The 16,602-nt window shown below is 37.2% G+C and carries 19 protein-coding genes; 3 read left to right on the top strand and 16 right to left on the bottom strand.

Annotation, left to right across the window (positions count from 1 at the left end):
• Positions 1-14 precede the first annotated feature (14 nt).
• Positions 15-800, bottom strand: coding sequence for an SDR family oxidoreductase (locus tag AC1FXZ_RS15100; RefSeq protein WP_480055075.1), 786 nt, complete (start codon positions 798-800; stop codon positions 15-17).
• Positions 801-945: 145 nt separating this feature from the next.
• Positions 946-1,683: an SDR family NAD(P)-dependent oxidoreductase gene (locus AC1FXZ_RS15095; protein WP_480055073.1), complete on the bottom strand. Its 738-nt coding sequence runs from the start codon at positions 1,681-1,683 to the stop codon at positions 946-948.
• 193 nt (positions 1,684-1,876) lie between these two features.
• Between AC1FXZ_RS15095 and AC1FXZ_RS15090 the strand changes: the two genes are divergently transcribed.
• Positions 1,877-2,470 (top strand): TetR/AcrR family transcriptional regulator, encoded by a 594-nt coding sequence (locus tag AC1FXZ_RS15090; protein WP_480055071.1) that lies wholly within the window; start codon positions 1,877-1,879, stop codon positions 2,468-2,470.
• A gap of 52 nt (positions 2,471-2,522) precedes the next feature.
• Here the strand turns inward: AC1FXZ_RS15090 and AC1FXZ_RS15085 are convergent, their stop codons facing one another.
• From AC1FXZ_RS15085 to AC1FXZ_RS15075, 3 genes are read right to left on the bottom strand one after another with little or no spacing between them, the layout of a single operon-like run.
• Positions 2,523-3,119 carry an MSMEG_1061 family FMN-dependent PPOX-type flavoprotein gene (locus AC1FXZ_RS15085; protein WP_480055069.1) on the bottom strand — a complete coding sequence of 199 codons (597 nt, stop codon included), beginning with the start codon at positions 3,117-3,119 and terminating at the stop codon, positions 2,523-2,525.
• Positions 3,120-3,157: 38 nt separating this feature from the next.
• A complete protein-coding gene (locus tag AC1FXZ_RS15080) occupies positions 3,158-5,116 on the bottom strand; it encodes an iron ABC transporter permease (protein ID WP_480055067.1) in 1,959 nt (652 codons plus the stop codon).
• Complete coding sequence (locus AC1FXZ_RS15075; RefSeq protein WP_480055065.1) at positions 5,116-6,096, bottom strand: ABC transporter substrate-binding protein; 981 nt, start codon at positions 6,094-6,096, stop codon at positions 5,116-5,118. Before AC1FXZ_RS15075 ends, AC1FXZ_RS15080 begins: the two co-directional genes overlap by 1 nt.
• Positions 6,097-6,316: 220 nt before the next feature.
• Here AC1FXZ_RS15075 and AC1FXZ_RS15070 point away from each other — a divergent pair, with 220 nt between their 5' ends.
• Entirely contained in the window at positions 6,317-7,141 is an 825-nt protein-coding gene (locus tag AC1FXZ_RS15070; protein WP_480055063.1) for an ABC transporter ATP-binding protein, read from the top strand.
• Positions 7,134-7,796, top strand: coding sequence for a hypothetical protein (locus AC1FXZ_RS15065; RefSeq protein ID WP_480055061.1), 663 nt, complete (start codon positions 7,134-7,136; stop codon positions 7,794-7,796). Before AC1FXZ_RS15070 ends, AC1FXZ_RS15065 begins: the two co-directional genes overlap by 8 nt.
• Before the next feature lie 146 nt (positions 7,797-7,942).
• Here the strand turns inward: AC1FXZ_RS15065 and AC1FXZ_RS15060 are convergent, their stop codons facing one another.
• The 11 genes from AC1FXZ_RS15060 to AC1FXZ_RS15010 form a co-directional block, all read right to left on the bottom strand.
• Positions 7,943-8,881, bottom strand: a complete 939-nt coding sequence (locus AC1FXZ_RS15060) for a CobW family GTP-binding protein (protein ID WP_480055059.1) — start codon at positions 8,879-8,881, stop codon at positions 7,943-7,945.
• Between the two features lie 15 nt (positions 8,882-8,896).
• Complete coding sequence (sufU, locus tag AC1FXZ_RS15055; protein WP_480055057.1) at positions 8,897-9,346, bottom strand: Fe-S cluster assembly sulfur transfer protein SufU; 450 nt, start codon at positions 9,344-9,346, stop codon at positions 8,897-8,899.
• Between the two features lie 69 nt (positions 9,347-9,415).
• Positions 9,416-10,387 carry an ABC transporter substrate-binding protein gene (locus tag AC1FXZ_RS15050; protein WP_480055055.1) on the bottom strand — a complete coding sequence of 324 codons (972 nt, stop codon included), beginning with the start codon at positions 10,385-10,387 and terminating at the stop codon, positions 9,416-9,418.
• Between the two features lie 142 nt (positions 10,388-10,529).
• Complete coding sequence (locus AC1FXZ_RS15045; RefSeq protein ID WP_480055053.1) at positions 10,530-11,345, bottom strand: ABC transporter ATP-binding protein; 816 nt, start codon at positions 11,343-11,345, stop codon at positions 10,530-10,532.
• A complete protein-coding gene (locus tag AC1FXZ_RS15040; protein WP_480055217.1) occupies positions 11,342-12,361 on the bottom strand; it encodes a FecCD family ABC transporter permease in 1,020 nt (339 codons plus the stop codon). The genes AC1FXZ_RS15045 and AC1FXZ_RS15040 overlap by 4 nt, the downstream gene beginning before the upstream one ends.
• A 61-nt stretch (positions 12,362-12,422) precedes the next feature.
• Positions 12,423-13,193, bottom strand: a complete 771-nt coding sequence (locus tag AC1FXZ_RS15035) for a class I SAM-dependent methyltransferase (RefSeq protein ID WP_480055051.1) — start codon at positions 13,191-13,193, stop codon at positions 12,423-12,425.
• Between the two features lie 102 nt (positions 13,194-13,295).
• Positions 13,296-14,285, bottom strand: a complete 990-nt coding sequence (locus AC1FXZ_RS15030; protein ID WP_480055049.1) for a CobW family GTP-binding protein — start codon at positions 14,283-14,285, stop codon at positions 13,296-13,298.
• A 15-nt stretch (positions 14,286-14,300) separates the two neighbouring features.
• A complete protein-coding gene (locus AC1FXZ_RS15025) occupies positions 14,301-14,693 on the bottom strand; it encodes a (2Fe-2S) ferredoxin domain-containing protein (protein WP_480055047.1) in 393 nt (130 codons plus the stop codon).
• Positions 14,694-14,999: 306 nt separating this feature from the next.
• Positions 15,000-15,293, bottom strand: coding sequence for a type II toxin-antitoxin system RelE/ParE family toxin (locus tag AC1FXZ_RS15020; RefSeq protein WP_480055045.1), 294 nt, complete (start codon positions 15,291-15,293; stop codon positions 15,000-15,002).
• The gene (locus AC1FXZ_RS15015) at positions 15,281-15,463 is read right to left on the bottom strand and encodes a hypothetical protein (protein WP_480055043.1); all 183 of its coding nucleotides are present in this window, start codon (positions 15,461-15,463) and stop codon (positions 15,281-15,283) included. The genes AC1FXZ_RS15020 and AC1FXZ_RS15015 overlap by 13 nt, the downstream gene beginning before the upstream one ends.
• 196 nt (positions 15,464-15,659) lie before the next feature.
• Positions 15,660-16,601, bottom strand: coding sequence for a GGDEF domain-containing protein (locus AC1FXZ_RS15010; RefSeq protein WP_480055041.1), 942 nt, complete (start codon positions 16,599-16,601; stop codon positions 15,660-15,662).
• Position 16,602: the final 1 nt, after the last annotated feature.

Below are 16,602 nucleotides of genomic sequence, written 5' to 3'. Positions count from 1 at the left end.
GCTTTATTAATAACTTAATACTTATAAGATTGTCCACCATCAATTGGTACAACAGCTGCATTGATAAATGCTGCTTGATCAGATAGAAGGAAGGCAGTTAGGTAACCTACTTCTTCCGGTTTACCAAAACGTTTCATAGGGTTAGGCTCAACAAACGCTTTACCTACTTCTTCCCAACCATCTTCTCCACCAATTTGTTTTAATGATCCTTCAACCATTGGTGTCATAATGGCTCCTGGGGCAATCGCATTAATCGTAATACCAAATTGACCGTACTCAATAGCTGAGTTACGTGTTAAACCCACGACCCCGTGCTTACTTGCCGCATAGCCTGATTGGTTACCAACACCACGAATCCCACCAACAGAAGCAGTATTTACGATATGGCCACTACCTTTTTCTTTCATCACTTTAAGAACATATTTCATACCATAAAATACACCATTTAGATTGATTTCCACAACTTTACGGAATTCATCAGAACCGAAATCTTCAGTCAAGTTTTGTTTCCCTTCAATTCCTGCATTATTAAAGAAACCATCAATTGTTCCAAATGTTTCTACTGTTTTATCTACATAATTTTTCACTTCATCTTCGTTAGCGACATTCGCAGTTACTAAAAGCACTTCAGCATTTGGAGCTACTTTTTGAACCTCGCTTTTTGTTTCTTGTAATCCTTTTTCATTTAAATCAACTAAAGATAGCTTCGCCCCTTCTTTTGCTACCTGTAATGCAGCTGCACGACCTAGACCAGATCCTGCTCCAGTAATTAGTGCAACTTTCCCTTCAAATCTTTCCATGTAGCTCACCCTTTCTACTAATGATTACATTAACAAAATTGCAAGATATCCAGTTCGTTTTTTAACATTAAACTGCATAATTTTTAGCGTTCCCCACAAATAGCGGGAAGATGTCCACTTGTTTAAAATTTACAATTTCACCTTATTATTGTGCAGTGTATCCACCATCAACGACTATGGAATTACCAGTCATGAAAGTAGAATCATCGCTAGCCATGAACAATACCGCTTTTGCGATTTCTTCTGGTTTACCTAGACGTTTCATTGGTGTTGCATTTGATAGAAATTCTCTATCTGTTTCACCTAAAATTGGTGTTTCAATAAATCCTGGACATAATGCATTGATACGAATATTACGTTCTGCAAATTCTAAGGCAAGGGAACGAGTTAAGTTCACAACACCAGCTTTTGCTGCATTATATGCCGCACTTCCAGGCGAACCAACCAATCCATACATAGAAGCAGTATTAACGATCACACCACTACCTGCTTTCAAGAATTCTTTTATCGCAGCTTGTGCAACTAGAAAGACACCATCTAAATCAACTTCTACAGTTTTTCTCCATTCTGCATATGTTAATTCTTCTGTTGGTTTTACAGCGCCTATTCCAGCATTATTAAATAAAATATCAACTTTACCAAAAGTAGATACTGTTGTATTAAAGATATTCTTCACTTCTTCTTCACTTGTTACATCTGCTTTCACAAAAAGAGCTTCAGATCCATTAGATTTTAACTCTGCTTCAAAAGCAGCCCCTTTTTCTTCATTCATATCTACTAATACTAATTTTGCCCCTTCTGAAGCAAATAGACGCGCTGTTTCAGCACCGATACCAGATACACCACCAGTGATCACAGCTACTTTATTTTGTAATTTACCCATTTTAATTCCCCCCTGTTATAATATCTATATACTATTTACCCCGAGAAAACGTTTACAAAACTATTGTATAATCATTTTTGATATGATCCAACCATCAAGATTTTTAAAAAAGTCTACTAAATAGACATACTTTAGTTAACTGTCTATTTTCTATACATTTGTGATAAAACTGATGATTATTGGAGGGAATTATATGGAGGAACAACCTATAACATTACGCAAAAGCAGAACAAAAGAACACTTCCAACTAGCACTTATTGAGTTAATTAAAGAGAAAGGTTTCCGTACTGTCACAGTCAAAGATATTGTCGAGCATTCAAAATATAACCGAAGTACGTTTTATACCCACTACCATGATAAGTTCTATTTAGCAGAAGAACTGCTTCATACCGTATTCGAAGGGCTAAAAGAGGCTGTAGGAAAACCATATCAATACAACAAAAAAGTAAATACAGAGTACCTCAATGCAAGATCTTTTGAAATTATTACTTATATCTATGAGAATCGTAACTTTTTTGAATTAATAAATTATCAAGACACCATTCCTGAAATACATACAAAATTCCCAGAAACCATCTTAACTATCTACCAGGAGAAATTCGAATTTAAAACCATTAACAACTTACCTGTCAATATGGATTATTTCAAACGCTACACAGCATATGGCTTATATGGTCTTCTAATCAATTGGATCAACACGAATTTTGAAGCTTCTGAGGAAGAATTGATTGAGGAAGTCATCAAATTGTCCAAGACCCATATTGCTTCAGTTCGCTACATGGTTTAAAGACGCAAGGGGAGTAAAAAAGGGCATTTTCCCCTTTATCACTCCCCTCCTCTTAGTCTTCTATTTTCATCCCATTTATCTTTAAGTGCTCTTGAAAGATTGTCATCATGGAAGGAGCCTTGTCTTTATTAGACCATAGCTCCTGTTCCCAAATATTGGACTCCTTTAGTGCTCTCGGGCAATGGATAAAACATTCTTCTACATCTACCCCTATCCCTAGTATAGGAGGCTTCCCCTTCAAACTCATACTGCTTAAAATATCTTTGTCTTTGATTATCGTAGCACGACCATTTATACGTAGTACTTCTTCCATTCCTGGAATAATAAAGATTAATCCCACATGTGGATTAGACAATATATTCAGGATAGAATCTAATCTTCTATTACCAGGACGATCTGGAATTACTAATTGATAATCATTTAAGACTTTTATTGAACCTGGTTGGTCTCCTCTAGGAGAAACATCACATTTCCCATCACTATTAGATGTTCCCAGAAACATGATTGGTGCCATCGAAATAAAATGTTTGCAGTGCTTATCTAGTACCGAGATGCTCTTATTTGCTACTAGCTTATGAGGGTGTTTGATTAATTCTCGTAGATCCTCTTCAGAAGTAATAGCATTTTCATTAAAATTTACCCTCTCCATATTACTGACCTCATTTCAACTTCAATTCTCTATATATTCTACTTCATTTTTCGTAATAAATATAATAGATACGGTGTACCAATCAACGCAACTACTAGTCCACTTGGTATATCATTTGGTGTAATAATTGTTCTTCCAATCAAATCAGCTACAACTAATAGTAAGCCACCTAGCAACCCTGATACTATTAGTAAAGGAAAATGATGGAAACCTACTAATCTTCTTGCAATATGAGGTGCAACAAGTCCGATAAAGCCAATGGTACCAACTAGTGATACGGCAGCTGTACTTAATGCAACCCCGATAATTAATGCCCACACTCTAGTAGATCGAACGGACAACCCTAGCCCTGCTGCAACATCATCACCAAAGGTTAATGTATCTAAATTACGGGTCAAATAAATAGCAGGACCTATAAAAAGAAGGAATAGAATCAACGCAAGCTGAACATCTTTCCACCCCAATGCATACGTACTGCCCGATAACCAGACAAGGGCACCTGCCACTGCGAGCTTTGCTTTTACCACAAATACTTGTGTCGCAGCAGAACCAAATGCAGCAATCGCAATACCCATTAATGCTACAAGCATCGGCTGAAAATTATTCTTCCAAGCTGTTAATAAGATAATCAATAACGCTGTTGCCGCCCCGATAGTAGCCCCTAGAGTCATAAAAGAAGGTGGTAGTCCTGGGAACATAACAAGAAACAGCATAGCTCCTGCTCCGCCCATTGAGGTAATTCCAATGACACTAGCTTCCGCTAAAGGGTTGCGAAGTACCCCTTGCAGTAAAACACCACATACTGCAAGCATCATACCTACTATGAAAGCTGTTAATACTCGTGGAATACGGAAGGTCCATACAGTAGTATTCGTCCAATCGAAACTCCATGCTACCCCGTTATAAGAAAAAGCTACCACGATACTTACCAAGATTAATAAAGATATGATTGGTAGAATAACTCCTAGCTTAATAGGTTTTGTCGTTCCACCCATTTGTCGATCTGAACTTTTCATAGATCGAGCTGTTCTCCAGGCTAAGTAGAGTAACCATGGTCCCCCGATCAGAGCAGTCATTGCTCCTACGGGTACTTCTTGTCCAGGTTGTATTAGTCTCCCTAACACATCTGCTCCAACAAGCATGATCGCTCCCCAAAGGAACGAATGAATAAATATCATAAAATGACCTTTAATCCCTAGCATCCGAACAATGTGTGGTGCCATTAAGCCAATAAAACCAATAGGTCCCACAACACTCACTGTTACAGCTGCTAAAACAATCGCTACAGCCCATGTTGCTAATTTAATAGAAGAAACCTTTTGTCCAAGTGATGTAGCAACATCTTCTCCAAGGGATAATGTGTCCAATGGTTTTGCTAAGAGTAAAGCCCCGAGAAAGGCGACTATAATGACTGGTAAGGCAAAGCTTACTCCATCCCAGTTTAATTGAATAAGTGTACCTGATCCCCATAAAAATAGCCCATTTGTTTTTTTCTCAAATAAAAGTTGAAGTGTCCCCGTAATGGAGGCAAATAATAACGAAATAATCATCCCTGTTAATGCTACACGGACAGGCTCCATTTGACGCCCTGCTAAGGTTACTACCATGATGGATGAAACGATTGCGCCTAATAATGCAGTAATAAAAGGGAAATTCCCAATAAAACTAGGAAAGAAAATGGTAGCCGTGACGACAAAGAAAAACGCTCCTGCATTAATACCTAGCGTTCCTGGTGCGGCTAGAGGGTTTTTCGTTAACGTTTGTAGAGCCGCTCCAGAGACTGCTAATGCACCACCAGCCAAAATTCCTATAACAAGTCGTGGAAGTCTGAGAGATAATACAATGTCTTGAACACGTCCTTCTACCCATACCTGATCTAACAGCTCAGAAATGGAGTAGTCTGCCTGCCCTTGTGTTAAATGAATAATCGATAAAATAACTAGTAGGAAAAAGCCCCCTGTCAGTAGGACAGGAGACTTTATTTTTTGCTTAACCATTAGTTATTCACCATTGTATCAGTAATTTGATCAAGTAGAGTACCTGCTGAGAGTGGTCCCCCGTATAACCACGTATCTGCTCCAAGATCAAAAAGTCTATCTTCTTGTACAAAGGTTAAATTTTCCCAAACTTTATTATCCTTCAACTGATTTTCATATATATTGTCAGTGTCCGGTACCGTAAACAAATAGTTTGCCTCTTCATATTTAACTAAGCCTTCAACATTAAATGTACTCGATCCAAATATTTCAAATTGCTCAGGTTCATGGATGTTGTTCAAACCAATTTTCTCTAAAATAATTGAGGCCATTGAATTCGGTGTAAATACGCGAATTTCTGGTGCCTGTGCCCCCGAATAAGCAAGGGTTAAGATCACATCATTGGTAGCAAGATCAGCTCCCTCGATTTTAGCTGCTGCCTCTTCATATTTTTTATCAAGATCTAATAGAACCTGCTCCGCTGCCGCTTCTTTCCCTACTGCTTTTGCCATTTCATTAAACGTCATTTCCATTTCCTCATATAAATTAATACTTTCATCTTCTGGATAAGGATTAAAAATAACCGTTGGCGCAATGGACTCTAACTCTGCAAGCATTGTATCATGGCGGAAACTTACACCAATAATTAAGTCAGGTTCAATCGAAGCAATTGCTTCTAAATTCGGTTCTTGTCTTCCTCCAACATCTACAACACTTTCATTAAGTTGTGGTTCAATATTTACATATTCCCCATATCCCTCAATGTCGGCCATTCCAGCAGGCTGCAAGCCAAGAGCTAACAAATTCTCTGCATAAGTCCATTCCAAAACGACAACTTTCTGTGCAGGAGAATCTAATGTAACCTCCCCATTTACACCTTCTATCGTTACTTCATTACCGTTTTCAGGCTTTGATTCTGTTGTGGCTGCTTCCTCATTTGTCGACGAGCATGCTGCTAACAGGAATATTGCAGTAAGTACGATTAATAATTGCTTTTTCATTATGACTCCTCCAAAATTTTTCTCTTTTCATCTAGATGACAACATGATTATGATAATCACTCTCAATACATTCATAAGTCTAATTTCTTTTTTCCTTTTTGTAAAGGGGGTTTGAGAAATTAAACGAAAATGATTCTCATTTTTAGTGTTTTTTGTGTTACACTATATTCATTGATAAACCTTATCATTTAGTCTACATTGAACACGGAGGGATTTTGTAATGAGGACACCTATTGAAGCGAATAAATTGTCTATAGGTTATCATGACCATTTACTATTTGAAGACTTACACTTATCGATCCCACGAGGCGAAATATCGGTATTTGTGGGAAGTAATGGTTGTGGAAAATCGACACTACTTCGTTCCATGGCACGTTTGTTAAAACCTGCAGATGGTTCTGTTCTATTAGAAGGAAAAGACATTACTCGTTTGTCTTCAAGAGAAGTGGCAAAAAAATTGGGTATTTTACCACAATCCCCTATCTCTCCCGAAGGACTAACTGTGCAGGATTTAGTAAAACAAGGACGATATCCACATCAGTCATGGTTAAAACGCTGGACGGAGGAAGATACAGAAACAGTTGAAGAGGCAATGAAAGCAACTCGTGTTTTTGAGCTCCGTGACAAACCAGTAGATGAACTATCAGGTGGTCAACGTCAACGGGCTTGGATTGCGATGACCCTTGCACAAGATACGGAAATTATTTTGCTTGATGAGCCAACAACTTATTTAGATATGACCCATCAAATCGAAATATTGGACCTTTTATTTGAATTAAATGAAAAACAAAATCGCACCATTATTATGGTGTTACATGATATTAATTTAGCTTCTCGCTACGCACACAATATCATTGCCATTAAAGATGGCTCTGTATTTAACCAAGGTGCACCCGAGTCAATCATTAATTGTGAGCTAGTTAGAAGTGTATTTGGAATGGAGTGTCAGGTAGCAACGGATCCAATTTTCGGAACTCCCCATTGTATTCCTTATGGGAAAGGTCGATGTGTTTTCCCTACTAATGAGGCGATAAAAAGTGGTTAACCTGGAAGAACTTAAACGATTCCAGGTCCAAGTGGAGGATCAACCAACCGGCTTTATGTCAGTTGATGACATGCTTAACGGAAAAACGGATCAGTTGTTACCCTATATTAAACAGTCATTTGACACTCCAAATGACTCGGTAGCAACTTCTATCTTCATGCGTCGATATGGTTTTTTTATAGCAGCCCAACTTTTCCTAAAAGCACATCATAAAATCTGGGACGGCTCTTTAGAAAATATATATTTAGTGAAAAGTGAAGGTGGAATTACGTTTACGATTGACCCCAAATACCTTAGGGATACTCAAGAAAACGACTTAGCGATGATACTTGAAAAATTTGGTTATCATGTCGTCCAAAGCATGTCGAAGCTTGGTCATATATCCAAAATTACACTATGGGAGAATATTTGGGGGTATGTTCAGTGGATGTACAGTCAACTCGAATTAGAACAAGGGAAAAAAGACTTAAAGAAACTGCTAGATTATTCTGTTTGGCACCCACATACTCGCAAATCCATGTTTCAGCTATTCCTTAATGGTCAAAATTTTGAAGAAGCAGCTGCCAATTATAAACGAATCACATGCTGTTTATTAAAGGAGTTACCTGCAACAAATAAATGTCCGTATTGTCCACATTTGAAGAAAGAGACGTAAGGGTAGTGAAAGAAGGCATTTTTCCCTTTTTCACTACCCTACAGGCAATGAGCGAAGCCGTTACTCTCTTTTGAAAGCCTTACTATGAGTGGGTTTCTCATAGTAAGGCGCGTAACGTGTCGAGCCATTGCGCTCCCTCGAAAGGATTATTTCAACACTTCTTGTCTCTTAAGTCTTTGTTCCAAGTCTCGTTGAATAAGTTCCTCCCCTATAAAAACCAATACAGGCTTTACTTGAACATGGGACTTTATCCGTTCATACATTGGATATCCATATGCATAATTAAACAAGTACATTGCAGGGCTATCTGTTAATTGGATAAATCCCTTCACCCTTAAAAGTTGCTCTTGATTCTTTTCCAAAAAATCCTCTAGTTGAATACGGTCTATAGGTTGTTCCATTGAAATGGCACAAGTTTTTAAATGTAGGCTTGTAACATCTGTTTTGATCTCAGACCGTTTCGTTTGTAACCTATCTTTTGGATCCTTCGGGCCTTCAAGAATAGACATATCCATTTCAGAGAATGTCACCACTTGTTTTACTGCTAAAGGATTCTCCTGTTCAATAGTAGCTTTTACTTTTGTCAATTCATCTACGGTTAATTGATCGATTTTATTAATTAGTACTACATCAGCAAATTTCACTTGATGCGTAATCAATTTTTTTAGCTTGTTATTCATCTTTTGATCTAGCCATTGCTTTGCATTCACTACAGTGATAATTGCATGAATCTGAATCGTTTCTAATAACAAAGGATGAGTGCATGCGTCAAGCACATCTAACGGATGGGCAGCTCCAGTTGCTTCAATATAAATCACATCAAGTTCATGCTCTTCTGTCATGCTTTTTAATTGGGCACTCAGTTCTCCTTGTATCGAACAGCAAATGCAGCCATTTAACATTTCCTTTAAAGGGATATTTGTAGGGACAACAGATGAATCGATACTCACTTTTCCAAGCTCATTCATTAGCACAGCTACCTTACGTCCCTTTTTCTTTTCATAGGAAAGAAGTCGAGATAATAATGTACTTTTTCCACTCCCTAAAAATCCACTTAAAATGACAACCTCAACTTTTTTCTTCATTCTAACACCTCACAGTTACCCTTTCATTCCTTTATACCCTTTTACATCAGCTAATACCTTATCTAAAGCCTGCCAGGCCATTAATGCACAGTTATGTCTTGCTCTTAACTTATGAACACCTTCAAGTGACATCGCATCCTGAAGATCAACTTCTTCATTCGCTAGCTTTCCGTTTCGAATCAATTGCTCAAACTCATACCTTAGCTCCGAAACATCACCTAGACTTTTTCCTTTAATTAATTCTGTCATCATCGAGGAGGCAGCCATGCTAATGCTACAACCTTCTCCTTCAAATGAAACATTCTTGACCTTATTCTCTTCGATATCTATATACAATGTGATGACATCTCCACATGTCGGGTTTTTATAGTGAACCTTCTTAACTTGTTCCCCATCCAACACACCTGCATTCCTACGATACTTTGCATGATCCATCACCACTTTTCGATAAAGGTCTTGAAGCATGTAATCACACCTTTCATTATCCTAATTCGTAATCATTCCGAATTAAAATTCACATGCATTCATTATAATTTAATATAAACCTTCAACTACTATCTCCAATGCTTTTGCCACTCGAACTCCTTCTGCTGCTGATGAAAGTGGCAGAACAATAAAATTCTCTTCCTTAATAGCTGTCACATCCGTTAATGCTGGATGTGTTAGTAATTGTTGACGTTTCTGTTTTGCAGTTGTTTCACCGTAGTCAACAATGATGATGACCTCAGGATCTCGTTCGACAACTTCCTCCCAGCTTACTTCAGCCCAATTTTTATCTATATCAGAGAAAATATTCGTAGCTCCAGCCATCGTAATAATTTGATTTAAGAAGTTTTGTCCAACTGTAAATGGTGCTGCTTCGCCATTATCAAAAACGAATACTCTTGATTCAGGTTGGTCACTTGGAATTTGTTTCTTTAATTCGTTAATATCATCATCTAGCTCACTAATTAACGCCTCTCCTCTATCACTAACATTGAAAACCTTGGCAATATTACGTATATCTTCGTATATATCTTCAAGTGTCGGTCCTACTTTTGTAGAAGATTGATGAAGGTATGCGTCTATGCCGAAGCTCTGCAACTCCTCTACCGTACCAATCGCTTCTTCATTAAACGCACTGCCCCACCCTGCATATGCAAAGTCAGGTTCAACGTCTAAAAAGACTTCTTGAGACGGGTAACGTTCAGCTAGAACTGGAATCGACTCATACGCTTCCTTCCATTCAGGTAGCACATCATCATCTAAATAAGCGGTTCCTACCATATGATCCTCTAGCCCAAGAGCCAGCATTACTTCGGTTACATGCTGATTTAATGTTACCGCACGTGTTGGCACTTCAGAGATTGTTAATGTGCGATCCCCGTTTTGAATTTCTACTACTTCATTTTGTGATGTTTCTTCTGCTCCATTAACTTGTTGACTAGATCCATCTGCTTCTGAACAAGCAACGACAATGGCTGCAATTCCTAAACCTAAGATAGCTCTTTGAACTAGTTTCTTCATTCCACTTCCTACTCTCTTCTTGATAATTTAACAATTACTGAAAATGAATGACCATTTTTCTGTACGGTGTTAGATAATGGAGATCCACCACCATCCCAAGCATCTTCTTTATATGGATAATTCCCCATAGCCCTACCTTTCCTTAGCTCTGAAGCCAGCTTTTTAGCTGAAGATCAAATATTCCTTGTTTCATTCCTGGTGAAACATACAGGACTTGTACTTTTTGAGTTAAAGGGTGTGTCCATATAGTTGCTTCTACTTGAAAGACCTCCTCTAATAGTTGCTTTGTGAGAATTTCTTTTGGTGGCCCGTTTGCTACCAATCTACCATCCTGCATAACAAGGAGCCGATCACAATAAGAGGCTGCTAGATTTAAGTCATGCAGGGCAGTAAGTACCGTCATCTTAGAACCTTGTAATACATCGAGAATATGAAGTTGGTGGTGAATATCTAAATGGTTCGTAGGTTCATCTAAGATAAAGAAGCTAGGTTCTTGTGCAATCGCTCTAGCAATAATGACACGCTGCTTCTCTCCACCAGACAATGTGGCAAAACTGCGCTGTTCATAACCATCTAGTCCAACATGTTTAAGTGCATTTATAGCAATGTCATGATCAACCTTTGTTTCTTGGTCAAGTAAACGTTTATGTGGATTTCTTCCCATAAGGACAATATCGAGAACGGAAAAATCAAAAGGAACAGAACTTTCCTGTCCTACGACAGCTACTCTTTTAGCAAACTCTTTATGATGAAAAGAAGTAATTACTTCATCATCTAACATAACTGCACCTTCAGAAGGTTTGAGCACTCGATATAACGTCTTTAGAAGTGTCGATTTCCCACTTCCGTTTGGACCAATTACCCCAACAAATTCCCCTTCGTTTACATTGAAGCTAACATCTTGAACAATGGCTTGGTGATTTAATTCAGTAACTAACTCATCAACAACTAATTTCATTTTTCTCCACCTCCCCCAAATGAGTACGAACTTTTTCTTAATAGCCAAATAAAGAATGGTCCTCCACATAAAGCCGTAATAATTCCGATCGGTAGTTCTTGTGGCGCTACGATTGTTCTTGCAATTAAATCCGCCCAAATCAGAAAAACCGCCCCCACTAATGCACTAAGTGGAAGCACATATCGATGGTTAGAGCCGATCACTAATCGAACCATGTGAGGTACCATTAATCCTATAAATCCAATAGCACCACTAACAGAAACCAATACACCCGTTAATAGCGCCGTTAAAACAATTAGCCACTTCTTTAACCTCTGACTATCTACACCTAAGGTTGCTGCTGCATCCTCCCCCATAAGCATCAGGTTAAGAGGTCTTGCAAGAAGCCTTAGTATTATCAAAGCGAGTATGAGACTAAATAATGGTATTGGTAGCTGTGACCACTTTGCACCTGCCACACTCCCCATCATCCAAAACATTGCATCTCTAATTCCTTCTTCACGTGGAGCAGAAATGACAATATAACTAGTAACAGCTGAAAGCATCATAGATACAGCAATTCCGGCTAGCAAAAGTCGAACCGTGGAAATGCGTCCATTTACTTGCGATAGAATAAACACAAGTAACACAGAAAGCAACGCACCACCAAAAGCAGCTGTTGACAAGGCAAATTGTCCAAACACAGAGAAAGCACCGAAAATAATGACAAGTGTCGCCCCTACCGATGCACCAGAAGAAACACCTAAAATATATGGATCCGCCAATGAATTTCTAACAAGTGCTTGGATAACCACTCCAACAAGGGACAACCCCGCACCAACTACAGCTGCTAATATCACTCGTGGAAATCGAAGCTCCCAAATAATTTGTTGCTCAGCACGTGACCAATCCACTATGATGTAAGGTTCTATGAACGAAATCTTTGATAAGATTACCTTCCACGCAGTAAGAGGGGGAATCGTAACAGCACCTACCATCACTGAGATGGTCATTGATATTGTTAGGATGATGAGCATCCACCATGTTAAGAAAACAGGGGATCTCAGATGAAGACTTGAAGATACGTTCATCTTTCGCTTAGTAACTTCTAAAGTACCCATTTCTTTCCCTTTCATCGCTCCTTCTCTTCTGGCAAACATAAATCAACCTGGGAGAATCATTTTTCTCATACCTACTACCATCATAATCACCAAATGTATGGAGAATGGTAAACCCAACTCCTTCCAACATCACATCTAATTTCTGGCGTTCATATAACTTTACTCGTTCCTCATACTCTCTTAATGCCCCTTTATCTTCTACTTTGATCTTCTTTACTACCGTATTGTCGATAATCATTCGATATTGAAGAATAGAAAGGTCATCAATGACATCCTTTGAAAAAGGGACAAGGTAATTTTCTAAGAACGATGGATTCAAATAATCAAAGACAAAATATCCATTTGTTTTCAGTGCATCATAAACATTCGCTAACACTTTTATATTCTGTTCATCCTCTTTAAAATAGCCGAAGCTTGTGAAGAGATTAACAACTACATCAAAATCGTCTTTATAATAGAGTTCTCTCATATCTGAGCGCACATAATGAATGTCATTTCCGTATTCTTTCCTTTGTGCTTCATTTAATAATGTAGGTGACAAATCAACCCCCGTTACATGAAAGCCTTGTTTAGCAAACCACCTACTATGCCTCCCATTCCCACAACATAGATCTAGTAATAACTGACCCTTTGTCGTTGGCACAAACTTCATTAATTGAGTTAACTCCTTATGAGCTAAATCATCATTACGATGTTTATAGATTCTTAAATAGTCTTCATTAAAATGTTCTTCATACCACTTCTCCATTTGCTCCTCCTAAATCATAATGATTACGATTTGCGAAGTGTACTTCCCCTAGTTTTCTAGTTTCACCTAAGCAAGAAGTAAGCTACTTGACGTAGCCTACTCTTAACTCACAATACATTCGTTAAATTGTTTTTCTAGTTCAACCTTATCTAGATTTCTTCCAATGAAAACTAGTTCCGTTTTCCTTTTTTCTCCCTCTTTCCACTTCTTGTCAGGTTTACCTGTGAACAACATATGTAATCCTTGAAACACAATTCTTTCTTGCATCCCTTCGATATTCAGTATCCCTTTATAACGAAGTAAATCTTCTCCCTTTTCTTGAACCAAGTAGCTCATCCAACGATCTACCTTGCTCATATCAAGGGGCCTCTCTTCCGTAAACGCAATCGAAGAAACACGATCATCATGATGATGGTGATGATGATCATCTAGAAAATGTGGGTTAACATTCAGCTTATGATCGACATTAAAAGTAAGAATATTTAAGATGTCATCTAGATTGATCTGGCAATTCTCGGCATAAAGTCTTTTAGCTGTTGGATTCATTTGGCTGACCCTTGCTTCTAGTTGCTTGATTTCATCAGCATTGATTAAATCTTGCTTATTAAAAACAATCACATCGGCAAAGGCAATTTGTTCCTGGGCTTCGTCTTTTTTATCTAAGTGTTTTGTAATGTGTTTACTATCTACAACTGTGACGATACTATCTACCTCAAACACCTCGCGCAACATCTCATCAACGAAAAATGTTTGTGCAACAGGAGCCGGATCAGCTAAGCCCGTCGTCTCAATGATTACTTGATCAAAATGCACATGCCCTTGTTCCATTGAAAAGTGTAAAGTACGAAGAATTTTTATTAAATCACCACGGACCGTGCAACAAATGCACCCATTGTTCATCTCTATAATTTCTTCCTCAGAATCCACAACAAGCTGATTATCAATCCCAACCTCACCAAATTCATTCACAATGACAGCAATCTTTTTATTATGTTTTTCAATTAAAATACGATTAAGTAAAGTTGTCTTCCCAGCTCCAAGATAACCTGTTACGATCGTTACTGGAATCTTTGATTGCTTGGCAAAAACCATTACATCACTTCTCTCTTAATATTGTTTTGACACTTTCTTTACCTTTTCCGGGTCTTTAGAGATCCCTTTGGAAATTCCCTCTACACGTGCAAACCCTTCACCCGTATATGTATGACTTACTTTCCCTGTTAGATCTCGATTTAACACAAGTGAATGAACAAAGTCGCTCGCATCCTCTGGCACCAATCCTTTGTACCATTCCCCAGAAGGATACACGACTGCCACACAACGATCATCACATCGCCCGTTACAGCGAGTCCTTGTTGTATGTATAAGTTCATCTAAGTTTCTTTTGGAAATCTCATGGCGAATCGCTTGTGTGACATCTTCAGCTCCCCACTTATTACAACTACTCCCATTACAAAACAACACATGATGCTTCGTTTCACTAAGATCCCAATTTGCCACTTTAACATCCCTCCAAAATCGTAATCATTACGATTTAATAACCATTCTTATCCTCTTCTTCTGAAATTTATTCATCGGATCGATGTAAATCGTAATCATTACGATTATAGTTCTAAAAAAGAAGAGCTGTCAATTACAGCTTTTTAATATATGTATATTTTATCGTAATTTAATTTTTGTTTTTCAACTATAGCTGCGTTACTTTAAGTACAATGTTCACAATATCAGACATACCTTACTGCACAAATATCATTTTATTCGAATAACAAAATAAACATCACAGCCATTTTTTCTTTGCCATGATGTTTATTGATTTATATCATTATAATTTCTAGCATTATGAATTATTCGAACTACCTCTACTGTATCATTACTAATACGATAAATTATTCTATAATTCAATAACACTTTTTCTCTAATCATTTCATGTTTCATTTCCGGAATAATTCTACAAGAGTATGGAAAGACCGCAGTAGTTTCAATTATATCCATTATTCTTCTTGCAAACATCCTTGCATATTCTTCGGGGTCTTCAGCTATATAGGTACATATATTATTTAAATCTTTTACAGCTGATTCTGCCCATCTTAATTTAGCCATTTCCCCATTTTCTCCTTAACTTCATCATGAGAAAAAACCTTTCTAGCGTTTAATTCTTGAATACCTTTATCAATTTTTGATCTTACATAAAGCTCCCTCATTATATCTTCGAGAGTTGCATTTTCTGGTAAATTTTTAATTAACTTTATTACTTCTTCCTTTGTGCTCACCAATCTCTACCTCCCTTCAACTCATGTTTTTATTATAAATTAAAAATTGTATTATTACATTTCATTTTTCCTTTATGTTCATCTTATGCAAGTGTATCTTTTAAAATATCGTTCTTCTCGCGCTCCCATTATAATAATTATTAATAGGAAGCAGTAGTGAAAAGGGGTGATTTCCCCTTTTTTCACTACTGCTTCCCTACATATTAATTAAACAACAACTTCCACTAACACTTTTACATCGTCTTTTAACTATTGCTGAATACTCCACAAGTTCTTCTACATTTTTAAATACTAGATTTTGATTTGTGACAATCGCAATAGATAATGATACAAGTGCTGTTTTTTCTTTTATCCCTTCCCGGTTTTCAGCGACTATATATTGTTGCAAAAAATCAGTGACAGTATAAAATTCTTTCGTTATCTTTTCAAAATCTTTAATGAGCGATTGACATTTATTATAGATATCATAATGCTCTTCAATAACAATAAAATCGTCTCCACCGATATGACCTAAAAAAGAACCTTTATTGGCAAAATATTTTTTTAGAAGCTCTGCAGTAGTTTGGAGAAATTCATCCCCTTTTTTAAATCCATACCTATCGTTATAAGCTTTAAAATAATCTAAATCAAAGTATAAAATACTGTACTTTTCCTTTCTAATAACTTCATTTAATTTTCCTTCAATAATATGGTTTCCCGATAATCCAGTTAGGGGATTTAAGTAGCTTGCAAATTCTACTTGAATATCAACTAACTTAAATAATAATCTTTCAATACTAACAACGCCGATATATTTATTTTCTCTTGTTACAATTACATAATCATAACGATTCTTTTCTTCCCTTTCCATTGCTAACTTGCTTACTTCTGTTATGGATTGAAAATAATCGACAATAAGAGAATCTGAATGAAGCATTAATTCAACTGATCTTCCCATGAAGAGATGATACCCATATTGGGTCCCTATTTTTTGGTAAAAATACGATTTTGATATAAGAGAAATTGGGACTTCTTCATTTAAGACAACGATTCCTTGTATTCCTGGATTTCTTTTAAAAACCTTGTCTATTGTACTATTTATCTCAAACTTAGAAACACTAGGAACAGGTTCTACAATTTCACCAATATATGTAACCATA

Source organism: Halalkalibacter sp. HAAS-P014, from assembly GCF_056619965.1.
This window is presented reverse-complemented; position numbering and strand designations above follow the sequence as displayed.

Bases quoted from the DNA above. Each gene is read 5' to 3' on its own strand.
- AC1FXZ_RS15100 (WP_480055075.1), bottom strand. From the start codon at position 800: ATGGAAAGATTTGAAGGGAAAGTTGCACTAATTACTGGAGCAGGATCT.
- AC1FXZ_RS15010 (WP_480055041.1), bottom strand. From the start codon at position 16,601: ATGGTTACATATATTGGTGAAATTGTAGAACCTGTTCCTAGTGTTTCT.
- AC1FXZ_RS15080 (WP_480055067.1), bottom strand. From the start codon at position 5,116: ATGGTTAAGCAAAAAATAAAGTCTCCTGTCCTACTGACAGGGGGCTTT.
- AC1FXZ_RS15035 (WP_480055051.1), bottom strand. From the start codon at position 13,193: ATGGAGAAGTGGTATGAAGAACATTTTAATGAAGACTATTTAAGAATC.
- AC1FXZ_RS15085 (WP_480055069.1), bottom strand. From the start codon at position 3,119: ATGGAGAGGGTAAATTTTAATGAAAATGCTATTACTTCTGAAGAGGAT.
- AC1FXZ_RS15030 (WP_480055049.1), bottom strand. From the start codon at position 14,285: ATGGTTTTTGCCAAGCAATCAAAGATTCCAGTAACGATCGTAACAGGT.
- AC1FXZ_RS15090 (WP_480055071.1), top strand. From the start codon at position 1,877: ATGGAGGAACAACCTATAACATTACGCAAAAGCAGAACAAAAGAACAC.
- AC1FXZ_RS15040 (WP_480055217.1), bottom strand. From the start codon at position 12,361: ATGCTCATCATCCTAACAATATCAATGACCATCTCAGTGATGGTAGGT.
- AC1FXZ_RS15050 (WP_480055055.1), bottom strand. From the start codon at position 10,387: ATGAAGAAACTAGTTCAAAGAGCTATCTTAGGTTTAGGAATTGCAGCC.
- AC1FXZ_RS15060 (WP_480055059.1), bottom strand. From the start codon at position 8,881: ATGAAGAAAAAAGTTGAGGTTGTCATTTTAAGTGGATTTTTAGGGAGT.
- AC1FXZ_RS15095 (WP_480055073.1), bottom strand. From the start codon at position 1,683: ATGGGTAAATTACAAAATAAAGTAGCTGTGATCACTGGTGGTGTATCT.
- AC1FXZ_RS15045 (WP_480055053.1), bottom strand. From the start codon at position 11,345: ATGAAATTAGTTGTTGATGAGTTAGTTACTGAATTAAATCACCAAGCC.
- AC1FXZ_RS15070 (WP_480055063.1), top strand. From the start codon at position 6,317: ATGAGGACACCTATTGAAGCGAATAAATTGTCTATAGGTTATCATGAC.
- AC1FXZ_RS15075 (WP_480055065.1), bottom strand. From the start codon at position 6,096: ATGAAAAAGCAATTATTAATCGTACTTACTGCAATATTCCTGTTAGCA.
- sufU (WP_480055057.1), bottom strand. From the start codon at position 9,346: ATGCTTCAAGACCTTTATCGAAAAGTGGTGATGGATCATGCAAAGTAT.
- AC1FXZ_RS15020 (WP_480055045.1), bottom strand. From the start codon at position 15,293: ATGGCTAAATTAAGATGGGCAGAATCAGCTGTAAAAGATTTAAATAAT.